The following is a 20,093-nucleotide window of genomic DNA, read 5'->3' as shown; positions in this document are numbered from 1 at the left end:
GGGGTACTCCAACACACTTAATAATAAGAACAGTAAGAGGGCTATGGTAATAGATATTCTTCAGAACGACTAGATAAAGTACTCGCTGAAAGCCCTCCCTTAAGGTAGCTTAGTAAGAATATTGATATATAAATAACCCTGCTTAAGGCTGTCTCATGAACAACACCAGTAAAATCGATGATCTTGACCGAGATATTCTGCAAGCCTTGATGAATGATGCTCGAACCCCTTATGCAGAACTTGCTAAACGTTTTAATGTTAGCCCTGCAACTATCCATGTTCGTATTGAAAAAATGAAAGCCGCAAAAATCATTGAAGGCACTGAGGTTATCGTTAACCCTAAAACGCTGGGCTACGATGTCTGCTGCTTTATCGGCATTAATTTATACGCGGCCCGTGACTACCACTCTGCCATCGCGAAACTCGATGCATTAGAAGAAGTCGTGGAAGCTTATTACACCACCGGTGCTTACAATATTTTTGTGAAACTGATGTGCAAAAGCATTCAAGAACTACAGCATGTATTAATTGATAAACTACAAGCGATTGAGGAAGTTCAATCAACGGAAACGCTGATTTCGTTACAGAATCCGATCAGTAGGAATGTGAAGCCGTAAAGACGCTGCGATACGCTAGTTATGAATGAGCAACCCCTCCTAACCTCCCCTTATAGCAACATTACCACCCTCAATAGTCCGTAACTCAAGGGGAGGAACTGTATTGTGAGCGTTGTAATTACAGCATCAAAGAAGGTTCTCCCCCTTTATCGCTGAATCATTGAAGTTTACTAAGCCAACATAAGGGGGAGTTAGAGGGGGGTTGCTAGTACCAATACTAAATTATTGTTCTTAATAACGTCTAGTTAGCGCATCGTATCGTTTCTAGCTATATAACCAACCCCTCCTAGCCTCCCCTTATATCTACATTACTACTCTCAATAGTCCGTAACTCAAGGGGAGGAACTGTATTGTGATCGTTGTAATTACAGCACAAAGAAGGTTCTCCCCCTTTATCGCTGAATCATTGAAGTTTACTAAGCCAATACAAGGGGGAGTTAGAGGGGGTTGCAAATAAATAACAAAAAAGCCGCAGGTGCATCAACACCTACGGCTTCAAATTTTCAAAACGAATCACACAACTCTATTCTTAGATAACTCTAGAAAACTGCTGTTGACGCGCACGGTCACGAAGGTATTTATCAAAACACATACAGATATTACGGATCAATAAACGACCACGTAATTCAACATCAATACGGCCTTCATGCAGAGACACAAGCTCATCATCGACAAACGTTTGCAGCAATTTAAAGTCTTCTGCAAAGTACGTAGCAAAACTTAAATTAAACTCGGCTTCAATCGCTTTAGTATCTAGCGTGAAATTACAGATAAGCTGTTTAATCACTTCACGACGAATTAAATCATCCTGATCAAGTGCAACACCACGCCACAATGCATGACGCTTATCATCCACCTGTGCGTAATATTCTTTTAAATCTTTCTTATTCTGTGCGTAACTGTCGCCAATCATAGAGATAGCTGATACGCCCATACCCAATAAATCACACTCACCTTGAGTGGTGTAACCTTGGAAATTACGGTGAAGAATGCCATCACGTTGCGCGACCGCTAACTCATCGTCAGGCAGTGCAAAGTGATCCATTCCGATAAACTGGTAACCGGCACCAGTTAACGTTTCAATGGTGTCTTGCAGCATCACCAATTTTTCCGCGGGTGCAGGTAAATCGGCGTCTTTAATTTTACGCTGCGCAGCAAATAAGGTTGGCATGTGTGCGTAGTTAAAAACAGACAAACGACCCGGTTCCATTTCAAGTACGCGCTTAATCGTGATAGCTAATGATTCTGCGGACTGTTTTGGTAAACCATAAATCAAATCAAGGTTAGTTGAACGGAAACCTAATTCTTTCGCTCGCTGCACCATAGAGATAATAAAGTCTTCATCTTGATCACGGTTAACCAATAATTGAACTTCTTTATTAAAGTCTTGAACACCAATACTTAAACGGTTGAACCCTTCATCACGTAAGTGATCCAACATATCCAATTCAATTTCACGTGGATCAACTTCGATACTGATCTCAGCACCCGCTTCAAAATGAAATTCACCACGTAATAAATTCATTAAGCGAGTAAATTGGATTTTCGTTAAAAACGTTGGTGTGCCGCCACCAAAATGCAACTGGGTTACTTTACGATCAGTAAATAACGCCGCTCGTTGACGGATCTCTAACTCTAATGAGTCTAAGTAGATGTCTGCTTTATGATGATGACGAGTAATGACTTTATTACAGCCACAGAAATAACACAGCTTGTGACAAAATGGGATATGGATATACAGAGACAGTGGTCGCTCAGGATACTGAGTACACGCCATGTCGAATTCAGCAGGAGTATACGCTTCATGAAACTCTAAAGCGGTTGGGTAAGAGGTGTAGCGAGGACCAGAGTAGTTATACTTCTCTATGATCGCTTGGTCCCATACTATTTGTTGATTTGACATGACTTACTTCCATCTCTTGATATCTAAATAGACGCTTCTTGATGCTTGCATAATAAAGCATCTCACTTCTAAAGCCGATAACTTCAAGGCAACAATCAAAAGAAGTGTCGATCAGATCATTTTAATATCGATTTTTTGATTCAATGGTTTTATTCGATCGTGCAGTTGTTGAATCTCGATTTTCACTGCATCTTGTAAGCGGGCTTCTGCTTTAGTTCGAATCAAATTGTCTTTCATTCGATCTTGCTTAGCGAGCGCTTGTCTTTTATCACCACGAGGCATGTCTTTCACAACATGGTACAACTCAGATAATGCTGGGTATTCTTTTTCTACATCAATACGATCATCATCTTGTAGATAATCCATAATACAGTACAAACGAATCGACATTTCAGAGTAGTCACATTGCTCTTGAAGACTGGCTTGGCATAATAAAACCACGTTATCAAAAATATTGGCGTTACGTTTCTGTATCGCCAATTTTCTGTGTCGTTCTTGCAGTTCCTTCTGCTTTTTCAACTTCATCAGTAAGCTGCTAGCGTAGCCCGCTAACGCAAGAATAATTGCACCACCAAGCAGTGCTAACAGGGTTACTGTAGTCATAATTATTTAAAATCATCCATGTTGAAATTATCAAATTCAGCTAATAGGTCATCGTCGCTTTTTGTTTTAGGCGCCGCGAACTCAGGGAATTCAGCAATTTCTTCTTCTGTCTCTTCGTCTTCTAATAAGCCTAAACGACCCATTAAGTGCTCAATACGTGCTAATTTTTCATCTACGTATTTTTGCAGACCCATACCTAGGTTTTCACCATTATCGATACGATCAAGAAGAACCATCAATTGCGCATCATTTTCTAATTGAGCCAATTCTTGCTCATTAGTTAGACGACGCTCTTGCTTGCTTGATTTCTTCTTCTCTTCAACAACAAGTTGAATTGGTTTTTTACTGCCAATACGAGGATCTTTATTCTGAGAAAAACGACGTGCTTTCTCTGAATCGCTTTCAACGTTACGAGCACCAGGTTTTAGGCCTTTACGTTTCTTTTTACGCTTAATTTCACGACTGTCTACGTCACGATCGGTACGGTTACGTGTTACAACTACTGGCTCACTCGCCATTCCCGGAGTACGGGCTTTTTTAGTACGGCTCATTACTGGGTTTTCCTCAGTAAAATGACATCCTCTCCAACAAACTCCATATCAAGTTGATAGCGCTTTGCTACAAACTCAAATGTGTCTTTGCTGAAAAAGCTGACATGGGTTAAATCACTCTTGTAATGCCAAGTGGCAAACGCGCTTTCGTCCCTGGCTAGTTTCGTCATGATACCTAACCAACCACCAGGTTTTATCAAGCTCAATAACAATTCCAATTCGTTTTGAGGTTGATAAAAATGCTCAATAGCTTCCGTACAACTGACGAAGTCGTACTGCTTATCTAACACGGACTTATCTGGTGTGTAATAAATATCATAGAGTTCGATATGGTGACCCGCTTCTCTCATCATATGAGCAAGCAATGGTCCAGGGCCACATCCAAAGTCTAGACCTTGTTGAGGTGTCTTACCAACACGTTGCAACAAGGGCTCAGAAAATCGTGATAAGAAGGTTTTATACCCTTCATCGTCAAGATTATTTTCATGACAATCGTAGTGAGCTTTTTCAGCTTCAGCGTCGAAACGATCTGCCTCATCCACATAAATAAGATAACATTGCTGACAACGATAATAACGTCGATGCTTATCTTGGTGGAAGTTATCAGCCTGCGAATGCTGACACAAAGGGCAGAATTGCATCATAAACTCACTCTACTCCCTGAAAATTCTAGGGCGGGAAGTATACCCGATACTGGTGCAAAGATAATCGTTTTTCATGTATTTTTCATAAAAAAAGCAGCTACAAGAGCTGCTTCTTTAAATTCGTTACTGCTGCATTAGAAATTAATGCAAGCCACCAACATATTGCGAAAGTGTCGCAATGTCGTCGTCAGTAAGCTTTTTGGCGATATCACGCATCATACCATTCATATCGTTTGCACGATCAGCAGAGCGAAACTTCTCTAACTGCGCTTTCACGTAGTCAGAATGTTGTCCTGATATCTTAGGAAAACCTGATAGTGAGGTTCCGTTACCACGCGGTCCATGACAAGCAACACAAGCCGTAATACCACGTTCCATATCACCTGCTAAGTATAATGCTTTACCGGCAGGAATAGAGTCTTCAGGCGTTGTGTTATCAGCCATTGGTAAAGAGGCGTAATACGCTGCAATGTCTTTTGCGTCTTCTTCACTAACCGCCATCGCCATTGCTCCCATAACAGGGTCGATACGGCCTTGTTTTCCTTGAGTTTGCATCCCTAATTTAAATTCATTTATCTGCTTTTCAAGATAACCTGCATGTTGACCAGCTAAGTTCGGGTATTGAGTCAGAGTACTGTTGCCCTCTTGACCATGACAAGCCGTACAAGTTACAGATTTTTGCTTCCCAGCTTCGATGTCTCCTTGAGCCCATGTTGAGCAACTAGCTAGGAGAGTTAATATCAGCGCTAATTTTTTCATGACATTCCATTTATTATTATCGTTCCCTCACAATGAGTTACCCTTTTTAACAAGGTTTCTTCGCATTGTGTTGAATATTAAGCTTCCAGTACCGCTCTAAATTGGCTACAGCATGATATAATGAGCGACCTTTACCGTTTTTGTTCTAAGTTTGTCACCAAAAAGTTAACAGTGACAACCTTAATGCGGTTATTTTACACATTTTCACAAAAAAGTAATCAGCTGACTACAATAATCCTACTTGGATCATTATCTACAGCTTGGTTTCACTCGAGACGGAGTTAACAGTGAGCAAAATCATTCACTATCAAAAGACACACTTTATTACCAGTGCACCAGATATTCGCCATCTACCTGAAGATGAAGGTATTGAAGTTGCCTTCGCTGGCCGTTCAAATGCGGGTAAATCAAGCGCATTAAATCGCTTAACAAACCAAAGAAGCTTAGCGAAAACCTCAAAAACGCCTGGTCGTACACAGCTGATTAACTTATTCAAAGTGGATGAGAACTGTCATATTGTCGATTTACCTGGATACGGTTTTGCGCAGGTTCCAATTGAACTGAAAAAGAAATGGCAGAAATCATTAGGTGAATACCTACAAAAACGCGAATGCTTAAAAGGCTTAGTGGTATTGATGGATATCCGTCATCCAATGAAAGACCTTGACCAACAATTAATCTATTGGGCTGTCGATCAAGCGATTCCAGTTCAAGTACTACTGACGAAAGCTGACAAGTTGAAAAGTGGCGCTCGCCAAACTCAAGTGTTAAAAATTCGTGAAGCTTCATTAGAATTTGGCGGTGAAGTGGCGGTTGATGCTTTCTCTTCATTGAAAGGTATTGGTGTTGATTTATTACGCGCAAAATTAGATACCTGGTTTGCACCTGCTTTTGAATTCGATGAAGAGTTCATTGAAAATATTGACGCTGAATAATAAAAAACAACATACCATTCCTGATAAATATTCACGTTGATCGCATTCTGGAATGGTAAAAATAAAAACCCCACCGGCTAAGGTGGGGAAATGGGAGAGATAAGAGGTGTTATTATTCTTTTTCTGCCACGCATCATGCAGCAATCCCTTCTCAGACACAAATCCTTACTTTTTCATTTCCTTACCTTGTATGTCATGCCTTCATCTTTTTCATCTAAAACGATAAAAAACCGACAAAAAGTTAATTAAGCTGATGAAATACAATGCATTAAGTTAATAATTTTGGTGAATTATCAATAGAGTCACATGTAATAAAAATTACATTGTGTTGGAAAGTTACAGATAGAAAAACGAAAGGAAAAACGGATATGACTATTTTTGAGGGGCTAGAAAGAAAAAACGCCCCAGTCAAAAAGGTTGACTGAGGCGGCTGAATTTAGCCAAATCCAATAACGTGAAACAAAAGGTCTGAAAGATAGAACATCTTTACCTCTGTACCCTACGCAGATAAATGTACAACAAACGAACAGTTTTGAAAACCTTTTTTTGTAATTTTTTTTCAGTTTTCGTATTAAAAACACATCTAACAATTGGCATAGCTCACTTTATTTGAGATAAAAAAAAGCCAACGCGTGCGCTGGCTCATAGTTTTAAATTCATTTGTAACTGAATTACAATTTAATCACTAACAAAGGCGATTAAATATTCAGTCATAAAAAGAACTTAATGGGCTTCATCCCAGTTATCTCCAAAACCACTTTCAGCAATCAATGGAACATCCAGCGATACCGCTTCTTCCATTAATGCCGTCACTTGTTTTGTGATCGCTTCTAATTCGTCTTCTTTTACTTCAAATACCAATTCATCGTGTACTTGCATTAACAAATTAACTCGACCAATACCTTCTGCTTCAATCCAGTTGTCCACTAGAATCATTGCTTTCTTAATGATATCCGCAGCAGTGCCCTGCATTGGAGCATTAATTGCTGCACGTTCTGCCGCTTTACGACGAATCGCATTACGTGCATTAATTTCTGGTAAGTACAAACGGCGGCCATACAGAGTTTCAACATACCCCTGTTCTGTCGCCAATAAGCGTGTTTCTTCCATGTATTGCATCACGCCTGGGTAACGTTCGAAATACACATTCATGTAATCTTGCGCTTCACCACGAGAAATCCCGATTTGCTTAGCAAGGCCAAACGCACTCATTCCATAAATCAAACCGAAGTTGATGGCTTTAGCACGACGACGATCTTCTGACGTCACCTCTTCAATTGATACGCCTTTTACTTCAGCTGCCGTCGCTGCGTGAATATCTTTACCCGCAGAGAATGCCTCTAATAAGGCTTTATCTTGAGATAAATGCGCCATAATACGAAGTTCAATTTGAGAGTAATCGACCGCTAAGATTTTCCATCCGTGAGGTGCCACAAATGCTTGACGAATACGACGGCCTTCTTTATTACGAATTGGAATGTTTTGTAAGTTAGGATCGGTCGATGATAAACGCCCAGTCGCCGTTACTGCTTGATGATAAGAAGTATGCACACGACCAGTTGATGGATTAATCATCTTAGGAAGCTTGTCGGTGTAGGTTGATTTTAGTTTCGCTAAACCACGATATTCTAAAATCAATTTAGGTAATTCATACTCTAACGCCAATTCTTGCAGTACTTCTTCATTCGTAGAAGCAGCACCTGATGGTGTTTTCTTGATCACTGGTAATTCCATTTTTTCAAACAGAATGGTTTGCAGTTGTTTTGGTGAGTTCATATTGAACTCTTGTCCTGCCACTTCAAATGACGCTGTTTCTAGCTCATCTAAACGCTGGCCGATTTCCAATGACTGCGCAGAAAGCAGCATATCATCGATATATACGCCTTTTCTTTCCATGCGAGAAAGCACTGAAATTAAAGGCAGTTCGATATCAGTAAACACTGAATTCAGTTTTTCATCAGCCATCAGTTTCGCATGTAAAACATTATGTAAGCGCAGCGTGATATCCGCATCTTCAGCCGCATAAGGTGCTGCTTCTTCTAACGCAATTTGGTTAAAGGTCAGTTGTTTCTTACCTTTACCTGCAATCTCTTCAAATGAAATCGTATTATGCTGCAGATAACGCAGTGCAAGGCTGTCCATGTTATGTTTACCAGCCACGCTGTTATAAACATAAGATTCCAACATGGTATCAAACTTAATGCCTTTCATTTCGATATCATAACGAGCAAGCACGCTCGCATCGTATTTCAGGTTTTGACCTACTTTTGCTTTAGTCTCGTCTTCTAAATACGGCGTTAATTGCGCCAGAACCCAATCACGATCTAATTGCTCAGGTGCATCAAGGTAATCATGAGCAAGGGGCACATAAGCGGCTTCTCCCTCTTCTACAGAGAAAGAAAGACCTATCAGGTTCGCGACCATGTAATCTAAGCTGTCTGTTTCAGTATCAAACGCGGTTACTTCTGCACTATTTAATTTTTCTAACCACGCAGAAAACGCCTCTTTCGTGAAGATGGTTTCATATTTTGAACGATCGACCTGAGCAGCAACAATCGTTTCTTCTTCTGCACTATCACCTTCATCTGATGACGAGCTGGTTGCTCGGTGTGCCGATGTTTCATGTGAAACGATCTTACCGTCACTGCCATCCAGCATTTCAGTTAACCAACGCTTGAAGTTCATTTGACCAAACATTTGGATTAATTCATCAACATTCGGTTCTTGTTTCACAAGTTCTTCTGGTTGTTGTTCTAACTCAACATCTAATTTAATCGTTGCAAGTTTATAAGAAAGATAAGCCCCTTCTTTATTTTCTTCCAACTTCTTAGCCATGCCTTTTGAACCACGGAAACCAAGAGGCGCAATATCATCAAGATTAGCGTAAAGCGTATCTAAACCACCAACACCTTGTAATAAGGCTCTTGCTGTTTTATCACCAATGCCAGGAACACCAGGAATGTTATCTGAGGCATCTCCCATCAAGGCAAGGTAATCAATAATAAGCTCTGGAGGAACACCAAATTTTTCAACCACACCTTCAGGGCCCATGATCACATTCGTCATGGTATTTATCAATGTGACGTTCTCATCAACCAACTGCGCCATGTCTTTATCTCCGGTACTAATCAGTACTGGGATACCAGCCTTTGACGCTTGTGATGCAAGCGTACCAATCACGTCATCGGCTTCAACACCTGAGATAGAAATCAACGGTAAACCCATCGCTTTAATCAATTTATGCAATGGTTCGATTTGGCAACGTAATTCATCCGGCATCGGTGGACGATTCGCTTTATACTCTGGGTACATGTCATTACGAAAAGTTTTGCCTTTCGCATCAAAAATAACCGCAATACGATTCGTTTCGAATTGCTTTAGAAGACTACGCAGCATATTGATAACACCGTACACTGCACCTGTTGGCTCACCATTGCCATTAGTGAAGTTCGGAGCAGCATGGTAAGCGCGGAAAAGATATGAGGAACCATCCACTAAAATGAATGGGTTATCAGGAATTCTTGCCATAGTCTGTATTATCCAGAGTTTATGATGATCAATGACTTTCATTCTACCCCATCACCAAGCCACATCAAAACACTCAACTTCGTTCTTTTCTTTTTCTTTCTCAAATAAAAATAAACACGAAAATAAGTTCACGATTCTGTGGATAAGTCTGTTTGTAATTATTTTTCACTAAATTAGTAATGGTTTTATCAACGCTATATTTTAAAAATTAAAACCACACAATCAAACAGTTAGATCTGTATAAATGATCCACAGATGGATCCTTTCTTGATCATGCTTTGTGGACAATAATATTAATATCCTAATATCCTTCTCAAATATCAGGATATTTTAAAGCCTATTTTTAGCTCTTTTGCAGATACCTTTTCAAAAAAAAGACAAAAAAAAGCGGCGACTTCTAAAAGAAGCGCCGCTCAGCAAAAAAGAACAATGGTACCCGTTAACTTAGAAACGTTCACCACTGCTCATGTAGCTGATTTACACTGGAAGCAATGTGAGCAATGTCGTGCCTTCTTGAAATAATGACTCAGATAAATCCTTGTGCTCTATTCCCTGAAGACAAGTTAATAATAACCATTCTCATTTGAAATGCAACACTTAAATGAGACCTAATCTCAACTAGTTTTACTATTCATTAATTATCAATAAGATATAATTATAAAAAAGGCCAGTATAGTACTGACCTCTTCCTTATTTATTGCTATCTCATCTTTTATGATGCTTGAGTAGCAAGCTGATGTCCTTCCGAAGTGAGTTTGCGAATTAGGTAATTCAACAGCACACCATACATAGGAACAAATAGCCCTAAACTGATCACAAGCTTAATACTATAATCAACTAAAGCGATTTCAGTCCAATGTTCAGCCATGAAAGCATCTGGACTTTGGTAAAAGGCAATAGCAAAAAATGCCAACGTATCTAATGCATTACCAAACAACGTTGAACACGTTGGTGCAATCCACCACTGCTTTAACTGTCGAAGACGATTAAACACATACACATCTAAGATTTGACCCAGTAAATAAGCCATAAAACTGGCGACCGCAATTCGAGCAACGAATAAATTAAATTCACTCAGATGTAAAAGACCTTGATACTGACCTTCAAAGAACACGACGGATAAGACATACGATACCGCCAGTGCTGGCAACATAACAAAGAAGATAATACTTCTTGCCATTTTGGCACCAAAAATTCGAACCGTTAAGTCTGTCGCTAAGAAAATGAACGGGAAGGTAAATGCACCCCATGTGGTATGAAACCCAAACAAAGTGAATGGGATTTGAACCAAATAGTTACTTGATGCAATTATTACAAGATGGAATAAAACAAGGAAAGATAAAGCGTTGCGCTGTTGCGCGGGCGTAAATGTACTCATATAAGTACCTTTTTGTCATTGGGGGCGAGGGAACCCAAATTAAACACACAGCTGATTAGCACTCAATTAAGAGTATCTACTCTAGCCAATTTTCAGGGCGGTGATTATACATTAACCGCTTTTGATCACAAGAGTTGCTTAAAACAATCCCGCAATAAAAGACAATTCGTCTTGATGCTCCTTACGAGCTAACGCTTCTAACCATACTGAATTAGAATAATGCTCTGCACGCAGCATAAATTGGCAACCTTCAAAATCAATCAACCAAGAATATAAATCTGCATCCATTTGTTTCTCTACAATACTTGCATTCATAGCAGACACGAGTTGCTGACCAATAACGTCAAACGAATCAAAATCAAACGGCGGGATACCGAAAATAATACGGCCTTCATTATTATCAAACTCAATAACAGAAAATAAACTCACGACTTATCCTTGTCCTGTAATGTGCATCTCGATCAAATCTAAAAAAGGATCGGCGTATTTTTCTAGTTTCTTCTGCCCTACACCATTAACAGCAAGCATCTCACCGTAAGACGTCGGAGTAATGTCAGCCATATCCATTAACGTTGCATCACTAAAAACGATATAAGGAGGGAGATCATCACGATCAGCAATGGATTTACGTAACTTACGTAATTTGGCAAACAATTGCTTATCGTATTGACGATTATTCAATTTTTCAGATTTCGCCGTTTTAGCCGCAGTATCTAAACGTGGAACCGCTAATTCTAGGGGTTCTTGACCTTTTAAGATCGGACGTGCCTCTTCGGTTAACTGTAATGTCGAGTTTCGGGTAATATTTTGCGTTAATAATCCTTTATGGATCAATTGACGAATAATGCTAACCCAATACTCGTGACTATTGTCTTTACCAATACCATAAGTAGATAACTTGTCATGGCCATGCTCACGAATACGAGCAATCTTTAATCCACGCAGAACTTCCACCACGTAACCAACACCAAAGCTTTGGTTTACGCGATAAACACAAGAGAGTGCTTTTTGGGCGGCTTCAGTGCCATCAAATTGTTTTGGGGGATCTAAACAAACATCACAGTTACCACAAGGTTTTGGACTGTATTCACCAAAATAATTTAATAGGACTTGGCGACGACATGTCTGCGCTTCAGCAAAAGCCGTCATCGCATTTAGCTTATGGCTTTCAACTAATTTTTGTGGGCCTTCTGGCTTTTCTTCCACTAATTTTCTTAACCAAACAATATCCGCAGGATCATAAAGCATCACCGCTTCTGCAGGTAAACCATCACGCCCTGCTCGACCGGTTTCTTGATAATACGATTCAATGTTCTTTGGGATATCAAAATGAGCAACAAAACGCACGTTGGATTTATTAATCCCCATGCCAAAAGCAACCGTTGCAACCACTATTTGAATATCGTCTCGCTGAAATGCTTCTTGCACATAATTTCGCTCATCAAGATCCAAACCCGCATGATAAGACGCCGCTCGAATGTGGTTATTGCAGAGCTTTTCTGTCAGCATTTCGACTTTCTTACGGCTACCACAATAAATCACACCACATTGGTTTTTCTGCGTTGCAAGATATCGAACAATTTGACTGACTGGCTTGTGTTTTTCTAACACGGTATAGCGAATATTAGGGCGATCAAAGCTGCCCAAATATTCATGAGGATTTGGTAAAGAAAGACGACTTAATATGTCTTTACGTGTTGCTTCATCAGCCGTTGCCGTTAGCGCCATAATCGGAACATTAGGAAAACGTTGTTTGATTTGACCAAGAGATGCATATTCAGGGCGGAAATCATGGCCCCATTGAGAAATACAATGCGCTTCATCCACGGCGATCATACATAGATTTAGGGATGCTAATCGATCCATAAAATCTCGCATCATCACACGCTCAGGTGACACATACAGCATCTTAATTTGACCCGAATTAACTCGGTTCCAAATAGAGACTTGAGCGTCACGATCAATCGTAGAATTTAAACACTCTGCTTGCACTCCATCTGCCTTTAATTGATCCACTTGGTCTTTCATTAAAGAAATCAATGGCGAGATGACTAAAGTTAACCCTTCAAACACTAAAGCTGGAATTTGATAACACAGTGATTTACCGCCCCCCGTCGGCATAATAACTAAGCTGTCTTTACCTTCAAGAACGGCATTAATGACTTCTTCTTGTCCAACACGAAATTCCTGATAACCAAAAACATCTCTTAAAACAGTTTGGCTCTGTGATACCTGTTCCATTGGCTGCTCTACTGTAATGCTGGACATAAAAAACTCATTAATAATGCGGGAGAGCCATTCTACCTATCGTTATTGGTGAGGAAAAGAACAATAGGAAAAAACTAGGCACATTCGACATCCATCCTTATACTCAAATCTATAATTTCGCACTAACGTATCCATGTACGTTCGTCTATTCTCCTTCTCATTTCACTGAAGAATTCTATGCCGACAACTGAACTTGAACAACAGCGCACCCGACAAGGGATTTTGCTCGCGATTGCTGCTTATACCATGTGGGGCATTGCGCCTATTTATTTTAAAACCATTAATAGTGTTTCTCCATTAGAGATATTAAGTCATCGTGCAATTTGGTCTTTCTTCTTTTTAGCGGGTCTACTCTGTGTATCTAAAGGTTGGAAAACAGTATTAAACACATTAAAAGACAAACGAAAAATGACCTATTTAGTCACGACGGGATTATTGGTCGGAACAAATTGGTTAATCTTTATCTGGGCTGTAAATAACAACCATATGCTCGATGCCAGTTTGGGTTACTATATTAATCCCTTATTGAATGTTGTATTAGGCATGATATTTTTGGGTGAGCGTTTACGTAAATTACAATGGGTTGCCGTTGCTTGTGCTGCTATTGGCGTCATTGTTCAATTAATTACTTTCGGTTCTATTCCTATCGTCGCTTTAGCACTTGCGTGTAGTTTTGGGTTTTATGGTTTATTACGAAAAAAAGTCGCTATGGATGCTCAATCTGGACTGTTTATTGAAACCTTAGTAATGCTACCAATGGCCGCTATTTATTTATTATTCATTGCTGATTCTGCAACGTCTAGTTTTACGAATAACGCAATGAACCTCAATCTCCTTCTTATTGCGGCCGGTATCATCACGACCATTCCATTATTATGCTTTACTGGAGCAGCCACACGATTAAAGCTCTCAACGTTAGGGTTCTTCCAATATATTGGCCCTAGTTTAATGTTCCTGTTGGCGGTTGGTTTATATGGTGAAGAATTTAGTACAGATAAAGCGATTACCTTCGCCTTTATTTGGAGCGCATTAATTCTGTTTACGGGCGATGCGCTTTTATATAAAAAAAGAAACCAAAAAATTAACACAAAATAAACATTTGATTTATTTTGTGAGACATGACCCGAAAATGAGAATAAAGTTATTGAAATAATAAAATAACTCCTGAAGTAAACTTCATAATATGTGATACTGCTTGAATAATTAGAAGAAACAGTATTGACAATATTATAAATAGGTTGACTCCATGGCTAAGTGTAAAAACTGCAGAGCGATATTACCGCTGCTACCGTCTCGACGAAGTTTTGTTGAAAAGCATATAACACAACGAAACACTAAAAAATATAAATGCAAAGAATGTGATGAACTGCAATTTAGAAGTCCTTTTTCATCAAAATCTGATGCACAAAAATAAAAAAAAGAGAGCTTAATTAGCTCTCTTTTTTTATTTAAAATAAATAACAACCGAATGAACCTAGCCATAACTATCATTAATGACATTCAATAAGCCAATCTATGGACTCATATTCATAATTAATATAAATAATTAATCAAAGCCCTTAATTCTAACTATTTAAAAAATATAACCTTATATTTCCAATTTTATTTAATATGAATAAATTTATAAAAATTAAATAGATAATTCAGTTTCAATCGGCAATAGAGACTTGAAAAATTGACGACAACACGATAAGTATCATCCGTTACATTCCTTCTTGCGAGCTACATTTAATATGTAATATGTAAATATTGAAATAGATATCAGCCGAGGTAACCTTACTTACAATACGTGATGCTAGTGCAATAATTATAAAAGACAATATTGTTAATAGGCTTAACTCATGAATAAATGTAAGAACTGCAAAGCAACATTACCAATACGTCCATCTCGACGAAGTTTTATAGAAAGACATCTAACAAAGAGAAATACCGTAAAATACAAATGCCAAGAATGTAAGGTATTACAGTTTTTAAGCCCATTGTTAGAATAAACATCAAAATAATATATAGACATAAAAAAAGAGCCTATATTATATAGGCTCTTTTTATTGGTAAAAATATCAATTAAATTACATCGACTCTAACTTCGCGTATTGCGTTACAAGCCATTTTATCCCTTCACCATTAAAAGCAACCTGAACACGCCCTTGTGGGCCTGCACCTTCAAAATTGATGATCGTGCCTTCACCAAATTTAGGATGCTTCACTCGCTGCCCTAAATTATAGCCCGTTTCATTAAAGCTATTACTCATTGCCGTTTGACCAAAACGCGCTTGGGATGACTCACTTTGAGACCCATAACTACCATATGAACTGGTTCGGCTGACTTTTGCTTTCATGCGAACTTCTTCAACAAACTTTGCCGAGATTTCTTTAATAAAGCGTGATGGCTTGTGAAATTTCTCTTGCCCATACACTCGACGAGTTTCTGCGTAAAGAATATAGAGTTTCTCCATCGCACGAGTCATACCAACATAACAAAGACGACGTTCTTCTTCTAAACGCCCAGCTTCTTCTGCTGACATTTGACTTGGGAACATCCCCTCTTCAACACCCACCATAAAGACCAAAGGAAACTCTAACCCTTTTGCACTGTGCAGCGTCATTAATTGCACCGCATCTTCAAATTCATCCGCCTGACCATCACCCGCTTCTAATGCGGCATGCGTCAAGAATGCGGTTAAATCCGTCATTTCTTCAGCTTCTTCCGGTTTATCAAATTGACGCGTTGCGGTCACTAATTCTTCCAAGTTCTCAATACGCGCTTTCGATTTTTCGCCTTTTTCTTGTTCGTACATAGTAAACAAACCCGAGCTTTTAATCACTTGGTCAGTTTGTTCATGCAGACGGCAATCACGTGTATCATCTTCTAGCGCATTAATTAGCTCAACGAAACGACTTAACGCTCCCGCCGCACGCCCAGGTAATACTTGTTCTTCGATTAAGGCAATACTTGCTTGCCACATGGTTGCACCACGTTCACGCGCAGCCAAACGCACGGTTTCCAGAGTTTTGTCACCTAGGCCTCGTGTTGGCGTATTTACGACACGTTCAAACGCAGCATCATCATTACGATTATTCATTAAACGTAAGTAGGACAGTGCATCTTTGATCTCTTGTCGTTCAAAGAATCGCATCCCACCATAAATACGATAAGGTAAACCTGCTTGTATTAAGGCTTCTTCAAGAACTCGAGATTGAGCATTATTACGATATAAGAAAGCGGTATCTTCTAATGCTCCCCCGTTATCGCGCCATTCTTTAATTTTTCCAACCGCAAAACGAGCTTCGTCCATTTCATTGTAAGCTGAATAGATTGAAATCAACTCGCCATCAGCGTCTTCAGTCCACAGCTCTTTGCCCATTCGCTCGGTATTGTTACTGATCAATTCATTGGCAGCATTCAATATATTGGCTGTTGAACGATAATTTTGCTCTAAAAGGATGGTTTTAGCACCAACAAATTCATTTAAGAATCGTTGAATATTTTCAATTTGAGCACCACGCCAACCATAGATTGATTGATCATCATCCCCAACGATCATAACCTTACAATCCGGGCCCGCCATCATACGTAGCCATGCATATTGAATGTTGTTCGTATCTTGGAATTCGTCGACAAGAATGTGCTTAAAGCGAGCTTGGTAGTGTTCGCGGATATGCTGATGATCACGCAACAGTTCATGAGCACGAAGAAGAATCTCAGCAAAATCGACCAAGCCTGAACGATCACAAGCATCTTGATAAGCGCGATACACTTTTAACCATGTTTCAGCGATAGGATCATTAAATGAGTTAATTTGATGCGGGCGTAAACCTTCATCTTTTTTCCCATTAATGAACCATGCAGCTTGACGTGCAGGCCAGTTTTTATCATCCAAGTTCTGCGCTTTAATCAAACGCTTTAATAAGCGTTGTTGATCATCAGAGTCGATGATCTGAAAACCTTCAGGCAATTTCGCATCAAGATAATGAGCACGAAGAATACGGTGACAAATACCATGAAAAGTACCGTTCCACATTCCCCCTGCGCTACCGTGCATTAATTCTTCAATACGACCACGCATTTCAGCGGCGGCTTTATTGGTAAATGTCACCGACATAATAGAGAAAGGAGACGCTTGCTCGATTTGCATTAACCATGCGATACGATGAACAAGTACTCGAGTTTTACCACTACCGGCACCCGCAAGTACAAGCATGTTTTCTAACGGAGCGGCTACGGCTTCGCGCTGTTTGTCATTAAGACCATCAAGAAGAAAAGAAACGTCCATCACATCACACTGGTTATTTATACATGTGAGTGGAGTATATACTGAAATGAAGTGAGACCCAAACGGTGTGTTTTTACAGCACACCCATAATCAGGAAAGTATTAAGCTTGTTTCACTTTTGATTGCTGTTGACCACTACGATACGGAACAATAGAGGCTTCTCTATTTTCACAATACGCAAGATCATAAAATTGAGGTAAATTAAAATTCACTTTGTCTGGCGATTCTAAATCAACGTTATTACGGCTAGAGGTGTAATAATGATTGATGCTATTCACCATATCATCTTTACTGCCATAACAATCATGGTAGATTTCTACGTTGTTTTCCTCATCAAGCACATAGATATTGAAGCCTTTTTCAATGTCATCAAAGAAAAATTGAATCAAACCTTCACTGGCAAACGAATCCACAACATCAGGGATTAAAATGCCACGGCGATCAAGAGGAACACTCGTAGAACCAATCGCTTTATTGGTTGAGATACTGGAATAAAATTGAACGGAATCTTCCAATTTTTGAATCGAAACACCACGGCGCTCAAAGAACAATCCATACATAGTTGAACCAATCTTAATGCCTTTAAAACGACGGCGTTTTTCACTGTTCTCAACGGGTTTCAAACGTAACTCTAAACATTCAGCCAATAATTGGTAAATATTATTACGAATAATACCGCGCATTTGCTTACTGTAACAAAACACATCAACAGATTCTGGGCGCTCTGCATCTTGGTGCATTTTGCACAATACCGTTTTCAAAGCATCTAAAATAGCGGTCTCGCCACTAAAATTTAACGTTCTCACTTCATGCCATGAATTTCGATACACCAAATCCACACTGCCCACTAAGTTGTGCTGTTCTTTGCCACAACTAAAGATATCCGCATCGCTTTGCGTTGCTCGCTCGGCTTTAATCGTTAATTCTTCTGTTGGATCGTTTTCTAAATTAATAAAAATAGATAACTGACGAACTTCACACGGGCTAGCCAGTTCTTCTTTGGTTGGACGTGGAGAATGCACCGAAAATGTGTTTCTTAAATCACTGACCATTTGATAAAACTTATCAATGTTCAAATCTGCATTTCGTACCACGGCATCCAAACGAGTAGATTCTGTAAGCAAGCCATTAAAAAATGCCCACGCAACCAATTTACTTAGATACTTATTGTGTTCTAAATGCTTAGCCCCCATCAACTCTTTGGCAATAAGCGGTTTTTTATAGACATACCAGCCGGGTTTATTTACCCCATTTTCTGGAACTTCAATAAAGCTTAAATCGGATTCATGTAAATCAGGAGAGATCTGTGGATTAAGCAGAGTAACCTTGCCAGGAAGCTCTTCAAATGCAGCATAAAGCTTACGAGCAAGAATACTAATATCTTCAGGACTAATAGAAGACGTAATATCATTATTACGCGCAAAACGAATCAAATTACGATAACTTTGCATTAACGCTTCAAGCAAATCGTTATGTGCTTTTTTAACTTGTTCGACTTTCCAAGTACGACGAGAATCGAGCTCAACAATGGTACTTTGAGACCATCCCCATTGCGTTGTCAGCTCAGTCAGTGCTTTACGACGCCACTCAACAGAATCTTGAACTTGTCTACGCGATAGCTTCTCATGTGTTTTTAGATAAAAACTACGGCGAACCAACTCTAAACGAGATAAATCGTTTGTACGCTCAAGATAACGCGTCACTTTTTCAAGCATTAAATAATACGCATCCATACCATAGAGATCAGGCTCATCGGCAAAAAAACGGCGTTTACTATCAATACTTAATAATTGTGTGTGTGGGTATTCCCAAGAATAAGCTTCTAATAAAATGGCTTTCAACACCGATTTAAAAGGTGAATCAATACTCTTATAGAGCTGCCATAGGCTAGACCCAAAATACTCTTCCGCAGGAATATGATTTAAACGACCGAAATCGACCCATTCGTCACGCTTAATGACACCGCTTTCGCATAATTGAGCGACATATTCATCATAGCTTTCTTCCATTTCAGGAGGAATGATTTGCCATAATAGCTGCTGACCACCAAGGCATACCGCGGTACGATAAAATTCATCCAATAATAGTAGATGCTGTGAAGATCCACAGTTATCACCCGTCATTTCTTCAGAATACGCATCACGAAAACGATTTTGCTCCATCAGAAAGAAGTTTGCTTCAATATAAAATTGCAAAGCCCACTCTGTAATCGCATCACATTTTTGTTGTAATAACGCTTTCTTTTCTGGTGCAAGATGCTCAGGAATACACACCCAGATATCGAGGTCACTGGCAACAGTTTGGCCAATAGAAGACGTACTACCCATGGAATAAAGACCAAGGATATTTTCTTGATTAGAGGTAGATAGAGGGTAACGGAGTGTTAGCTCAGCCATCCACTCACGTTGTTTCTGATTTGCATGAAACTTTTTAATACCACTAGGTGCACCTTCAATAAAACCCGGAAGCTCCGAGTGATTGAAATGCAATAGCAATGGCAATTGATGGAATATCTCTTGCGCTAGTGGTTTCATTAATGCCAATGCACGCTCTACACGTTGTTCCGTGAGACGTTTTTGCCTAGCAATTAAGGTTTCAATATAGGTGTGCAAATAGAAAGCCTAGTTTATTGT

General features: G+C 39.4%; 15 protein-coding genes. 3 read left to right on the top strand and 12 right to left on the bottom strand.

Features of this window, described 5'->3' with window-relative positions:
* The first annotated feature begins 155 nt into the window (after positions 1-155).
* On the top strand, positions 156-617 hold the full coding sequence (gene asnC, locus AACV33_RS02680; RefSeq protein ID WP_012551355.1) for a transcriptional regulator AsnC: 462 nt from the start codon (positions 156-158) through the stop codon (positions 615-617).
* Positions 618-1,146: 529 nt separating this feature from the next.
* Here asnC and hemN read toward each other — a convergent pair.
* From hemN to AACV33_RS02655, 5 genes are all read right to left on the bottom strand, one after another.
* Positions 1,147-2,520 (bottom strand): oxygen-independent coproporphyrinogen III oxidase, encoded by a 1,374-nt coding sequence (gene hemN / locus AACV33_RS02675; RefSeq protein ID WP_017020375.1) that lies wholly within the window; start codon positions 2,518-2,520, stop codon positions 1,147-1,149.
* A gap of 111 nt (positions 2,521-2,631) precedes the next feature.
* Entirely contained in the window at positions 2,632-3,123 is a 492-nt protein-coding gene (locus tag AACV33_RS02670) for a DUF2489 domain-containing protein (protein WP_012549104.1), read from the bottom strand.
* A gap of 2 nt (positions 3,124-3,125) precedes the next feature.
* A complete protein-coding gene (gene yihI / locus AACV33_RS02665) occupies positions 3,126-3,674 on the bottom strand; it encodes a Der GTPase-activating protein YihI (RefSeq protein ID WP_012549103.1) in 549 nt (182 codons plus the stop codon).
* Positions 3,674-4,315 carry a class I SAM-dependent methyltransferase gene (locus AACV33_RS02660; protein WP_026025262.1) on the bottom strand — a complete coding sequence of 214 codons (642 nt, stop codon included), beginning with the start codon at positions 4,313-4,315 and terminating at the stop codon, positions 3,674-3,676. The genes yihI and AACV33_RS02660 overlap by 1 nt, the downstream gene beginning before the upstream one ends.
* Before the next feature lie 144 nt (positions 4,316-4,459).
* Positions 4,460-5,077, bottom strand: coding sequence for a c-type cytochrome (locus AACV33_RS02655; protein WP_017020377.1), 618 nt, complete (start codon positions 5,075-5,077; stop codon positions 4,460-4,462).
* 287 nt (positions 5,078-5,364) lie between these two features.
* Here AACV33_RS02655 and yihA point away from each other — a divergent pair, with 287 nt between their 5' ends.
* Positions 5,365-6,012: a ribosome biogenesis GTP-binding protein YihA/YsxC gene (gene yihA / locus AACV33_RS02650; RefSeq protein WP_017020378.1), complete on the top strand. Its 648-nt coding sequence runs from the start codon at positions 5,365-5,367 to the stop codon at positions 6,010-6,012.
* A gap of 436 nt (positions 6,013-6,448) precedes the next feature.
* Here the strand turns inward: yihA and AACV33_RS21515 are convergent, their stop codons facing one another.
* The 5 genes from AACV33_RS21515 to recQ form a co-directional block, all read right to left on the bottom strand.
* Positions 6,449-6,496, bottom strand: coding sequence for a hypothetical protein (locus AACV33_RS21515; RefSeq protein WP_438616993.1), 48 nt, complete (start codon positions 6,494-6,496; stop codon positions 6,449-6,451).
* Between the two features lie 239 nt (positions 6,497-6,735).
* Positions 6,736-9,540, bottom strand: a complete 2,805-nt coding sequence (polA, locus tag AACV33_RS02645; RefSeq protein WP_017020379.1) for a DNA polymerase I — start codon at positions 9,538-9,540, stop codon at positions 6,736-6,738.
* Between the two features lie 712 nt (positions 9,541-10,252).
* Positions 10,253-10,918 carry a 7-cyano-7-deazaguanine/7-aminomethyl-7-deazaguanine transporter gene (locus AACV33_RS02640; protein ID WP_017020380.1) on the bottom strand — a complete coding sequence of 222 codons (666 nt, stop codon included), beginning with the start codon at positions 10,916-10,918 and terminating at the stop codon, positions 10,253-10,255.
* Positions 10,919-11,056: 138 nt separating this feature from the next.
* Positions 11,057-11,347, bottom strand: coding sequence for a DUF3630 family protein (locus AACV33_RS02635; protein WP_182699817.1), 291 nt, complete (start codon positions 11,345-11,347; stop codon positions 11,057-11,059).
* 3 nt (positions 11,348-11,350) lie between these two features.
* Positions 11,351-13,186 (bottom strand): ATP-dependent DNA helicase RecQ, encoded by a 1,836-nt coding sequence (gene recQ / locus AACV33_RS02630; protein ID WP_182699816.1) that lies wholly within the window; start codon positions 13,184-13,186, stop codon positions 11,351-11,353.
* A 177-nt stretch (positions 13,187-13,363) separates the two neighbouring features.
* Here recQ and rarD point away from each other — a divergent pair, with 177 nt between their 5' ends.
* Complete coding sequence (gene rarD / locus AACV33_RS02625) at positions 13,364-14,281, top strand: EamA family transporter RarD (RefSeq protein WP_182699815.1); 918 nt, start codon at positions 13,364-13,366, stop codon at positions 14,279-14,281.
* A gap of 974 nt (positions 14,282-15,255) precedes the next feature.
* Here rarD and uvrD read toward each other — a convergent pair.
* Together uvrD and AACV33_RS02615 are read right to left on the bottom strand one after the other, a co-directional pair.
* Entirely contained in the window at positions 15,256-17,460 is a 2,205-nt protein-coding gene (uvrD, locus tag AACV33_RS02620; RefSeq protein WP_182699814.1) for a DNA helicase II, read from the bottom strand.
* 101 nt (positions 17,461-17,561) lie between these two features.
* Positions 17,562-20,072 carry a class I adenylate cyclase gene (locus tag AACV33_RS02615; protein WP_017020385.1) on the bottom strand — a complete coding sequence of 837 codons (2,511 nt, stop codon included), beginning with the start codon at positions 20,070-20,072 and terminating at the stop codon, positions 17,562-17,564.
* Between the last annotated feature and the right edge of the window lie 21 nt (positions 20,073-20,093).

The organism is Aliivibrio sp. SR45-2 (genome assembly GCF_963890165.1).
Lineage (GTDB): Bacteria > Pseudomonadota > Gammaproteobacteria > Enterobacterales > Vibrionaceae > Aliivibrio > Aliivibrio salmonicida.
This window is presented reverse-complemented; position numbering and strand designations above follow the sequence as displayed.

Coding starts and splice junctions, on each gene's coding strand:
- AACV33_RS02655 (WP_017020377.1), bottom strand. CDS start 5,077: ATGAAAAAATTAGCGCTGATATTAACTCTCCTAGCTAGTTGCTCAACA.
- yihI (WP_012549103.1), bottom strand. CDS start 3,674: ATGAGCCGTACTAAAAAAGCCCGTACTCCGGGAATGGCGAGTGAGCCA.
- AACV33_RS02660 (WP_026025262.1), bottom strand. CDS start 4,315: ATGCAATTCTGCCCTTTGTGTCAGCATTCGCAGGCTGATAACTTCCAC.
- AACV33_RS02670 (WP_012549104.1), bottom strand. CDS start 3,123: ATGACTACAGTAACCCTGTTAGCACTGCTTGGTGGTGCAATTATTCTT.
- asnC (WP_012551355.1), top strand. CDS start 156: ATGAACAACACCAGTAAAATCGATGATCTTGACCGAGATATTCTGCAA.
- AACV33_RS02640 (WP_017020380.1), bottom strand. CDS start 10,918: ATGAGTACATTTACGCCCGCGCAACAGCGCAACGCTTTATCTTTCCTT.
- rarD (WP_182699815.1), top strand. CDS start 13,364: ATGCCGACAACTGAACTTGAACAACAGCGCACCCGACAAGGGATTTTG.
- recQ (WP_182699816.1), bottom strand. CDS start 13,186: ATGTCCAGCATTACAGTAGAGCAGCCAATGGAACAGGTATCACAGAGC.
- uvrD (WP_182699814.1), bottom strand. CDS start 17,460: ATGGACGTTTCTTTTCTTCTTGATGGTCTTAATGACAAACAGCGCGAA.
- polA (WP_017020379.1), bottom strand. CDS start 9,540: ATGGCAAGAATTCCTGATAACCCATTCATTTTAGTGGATGGTTCCTCA.
- hemN (WP_017020375.1), bottom strand. CDS start 2,520: ATGTCAAATCAACAAATAGTATGGGACCAAGCGATCATAGAGAAGTAT.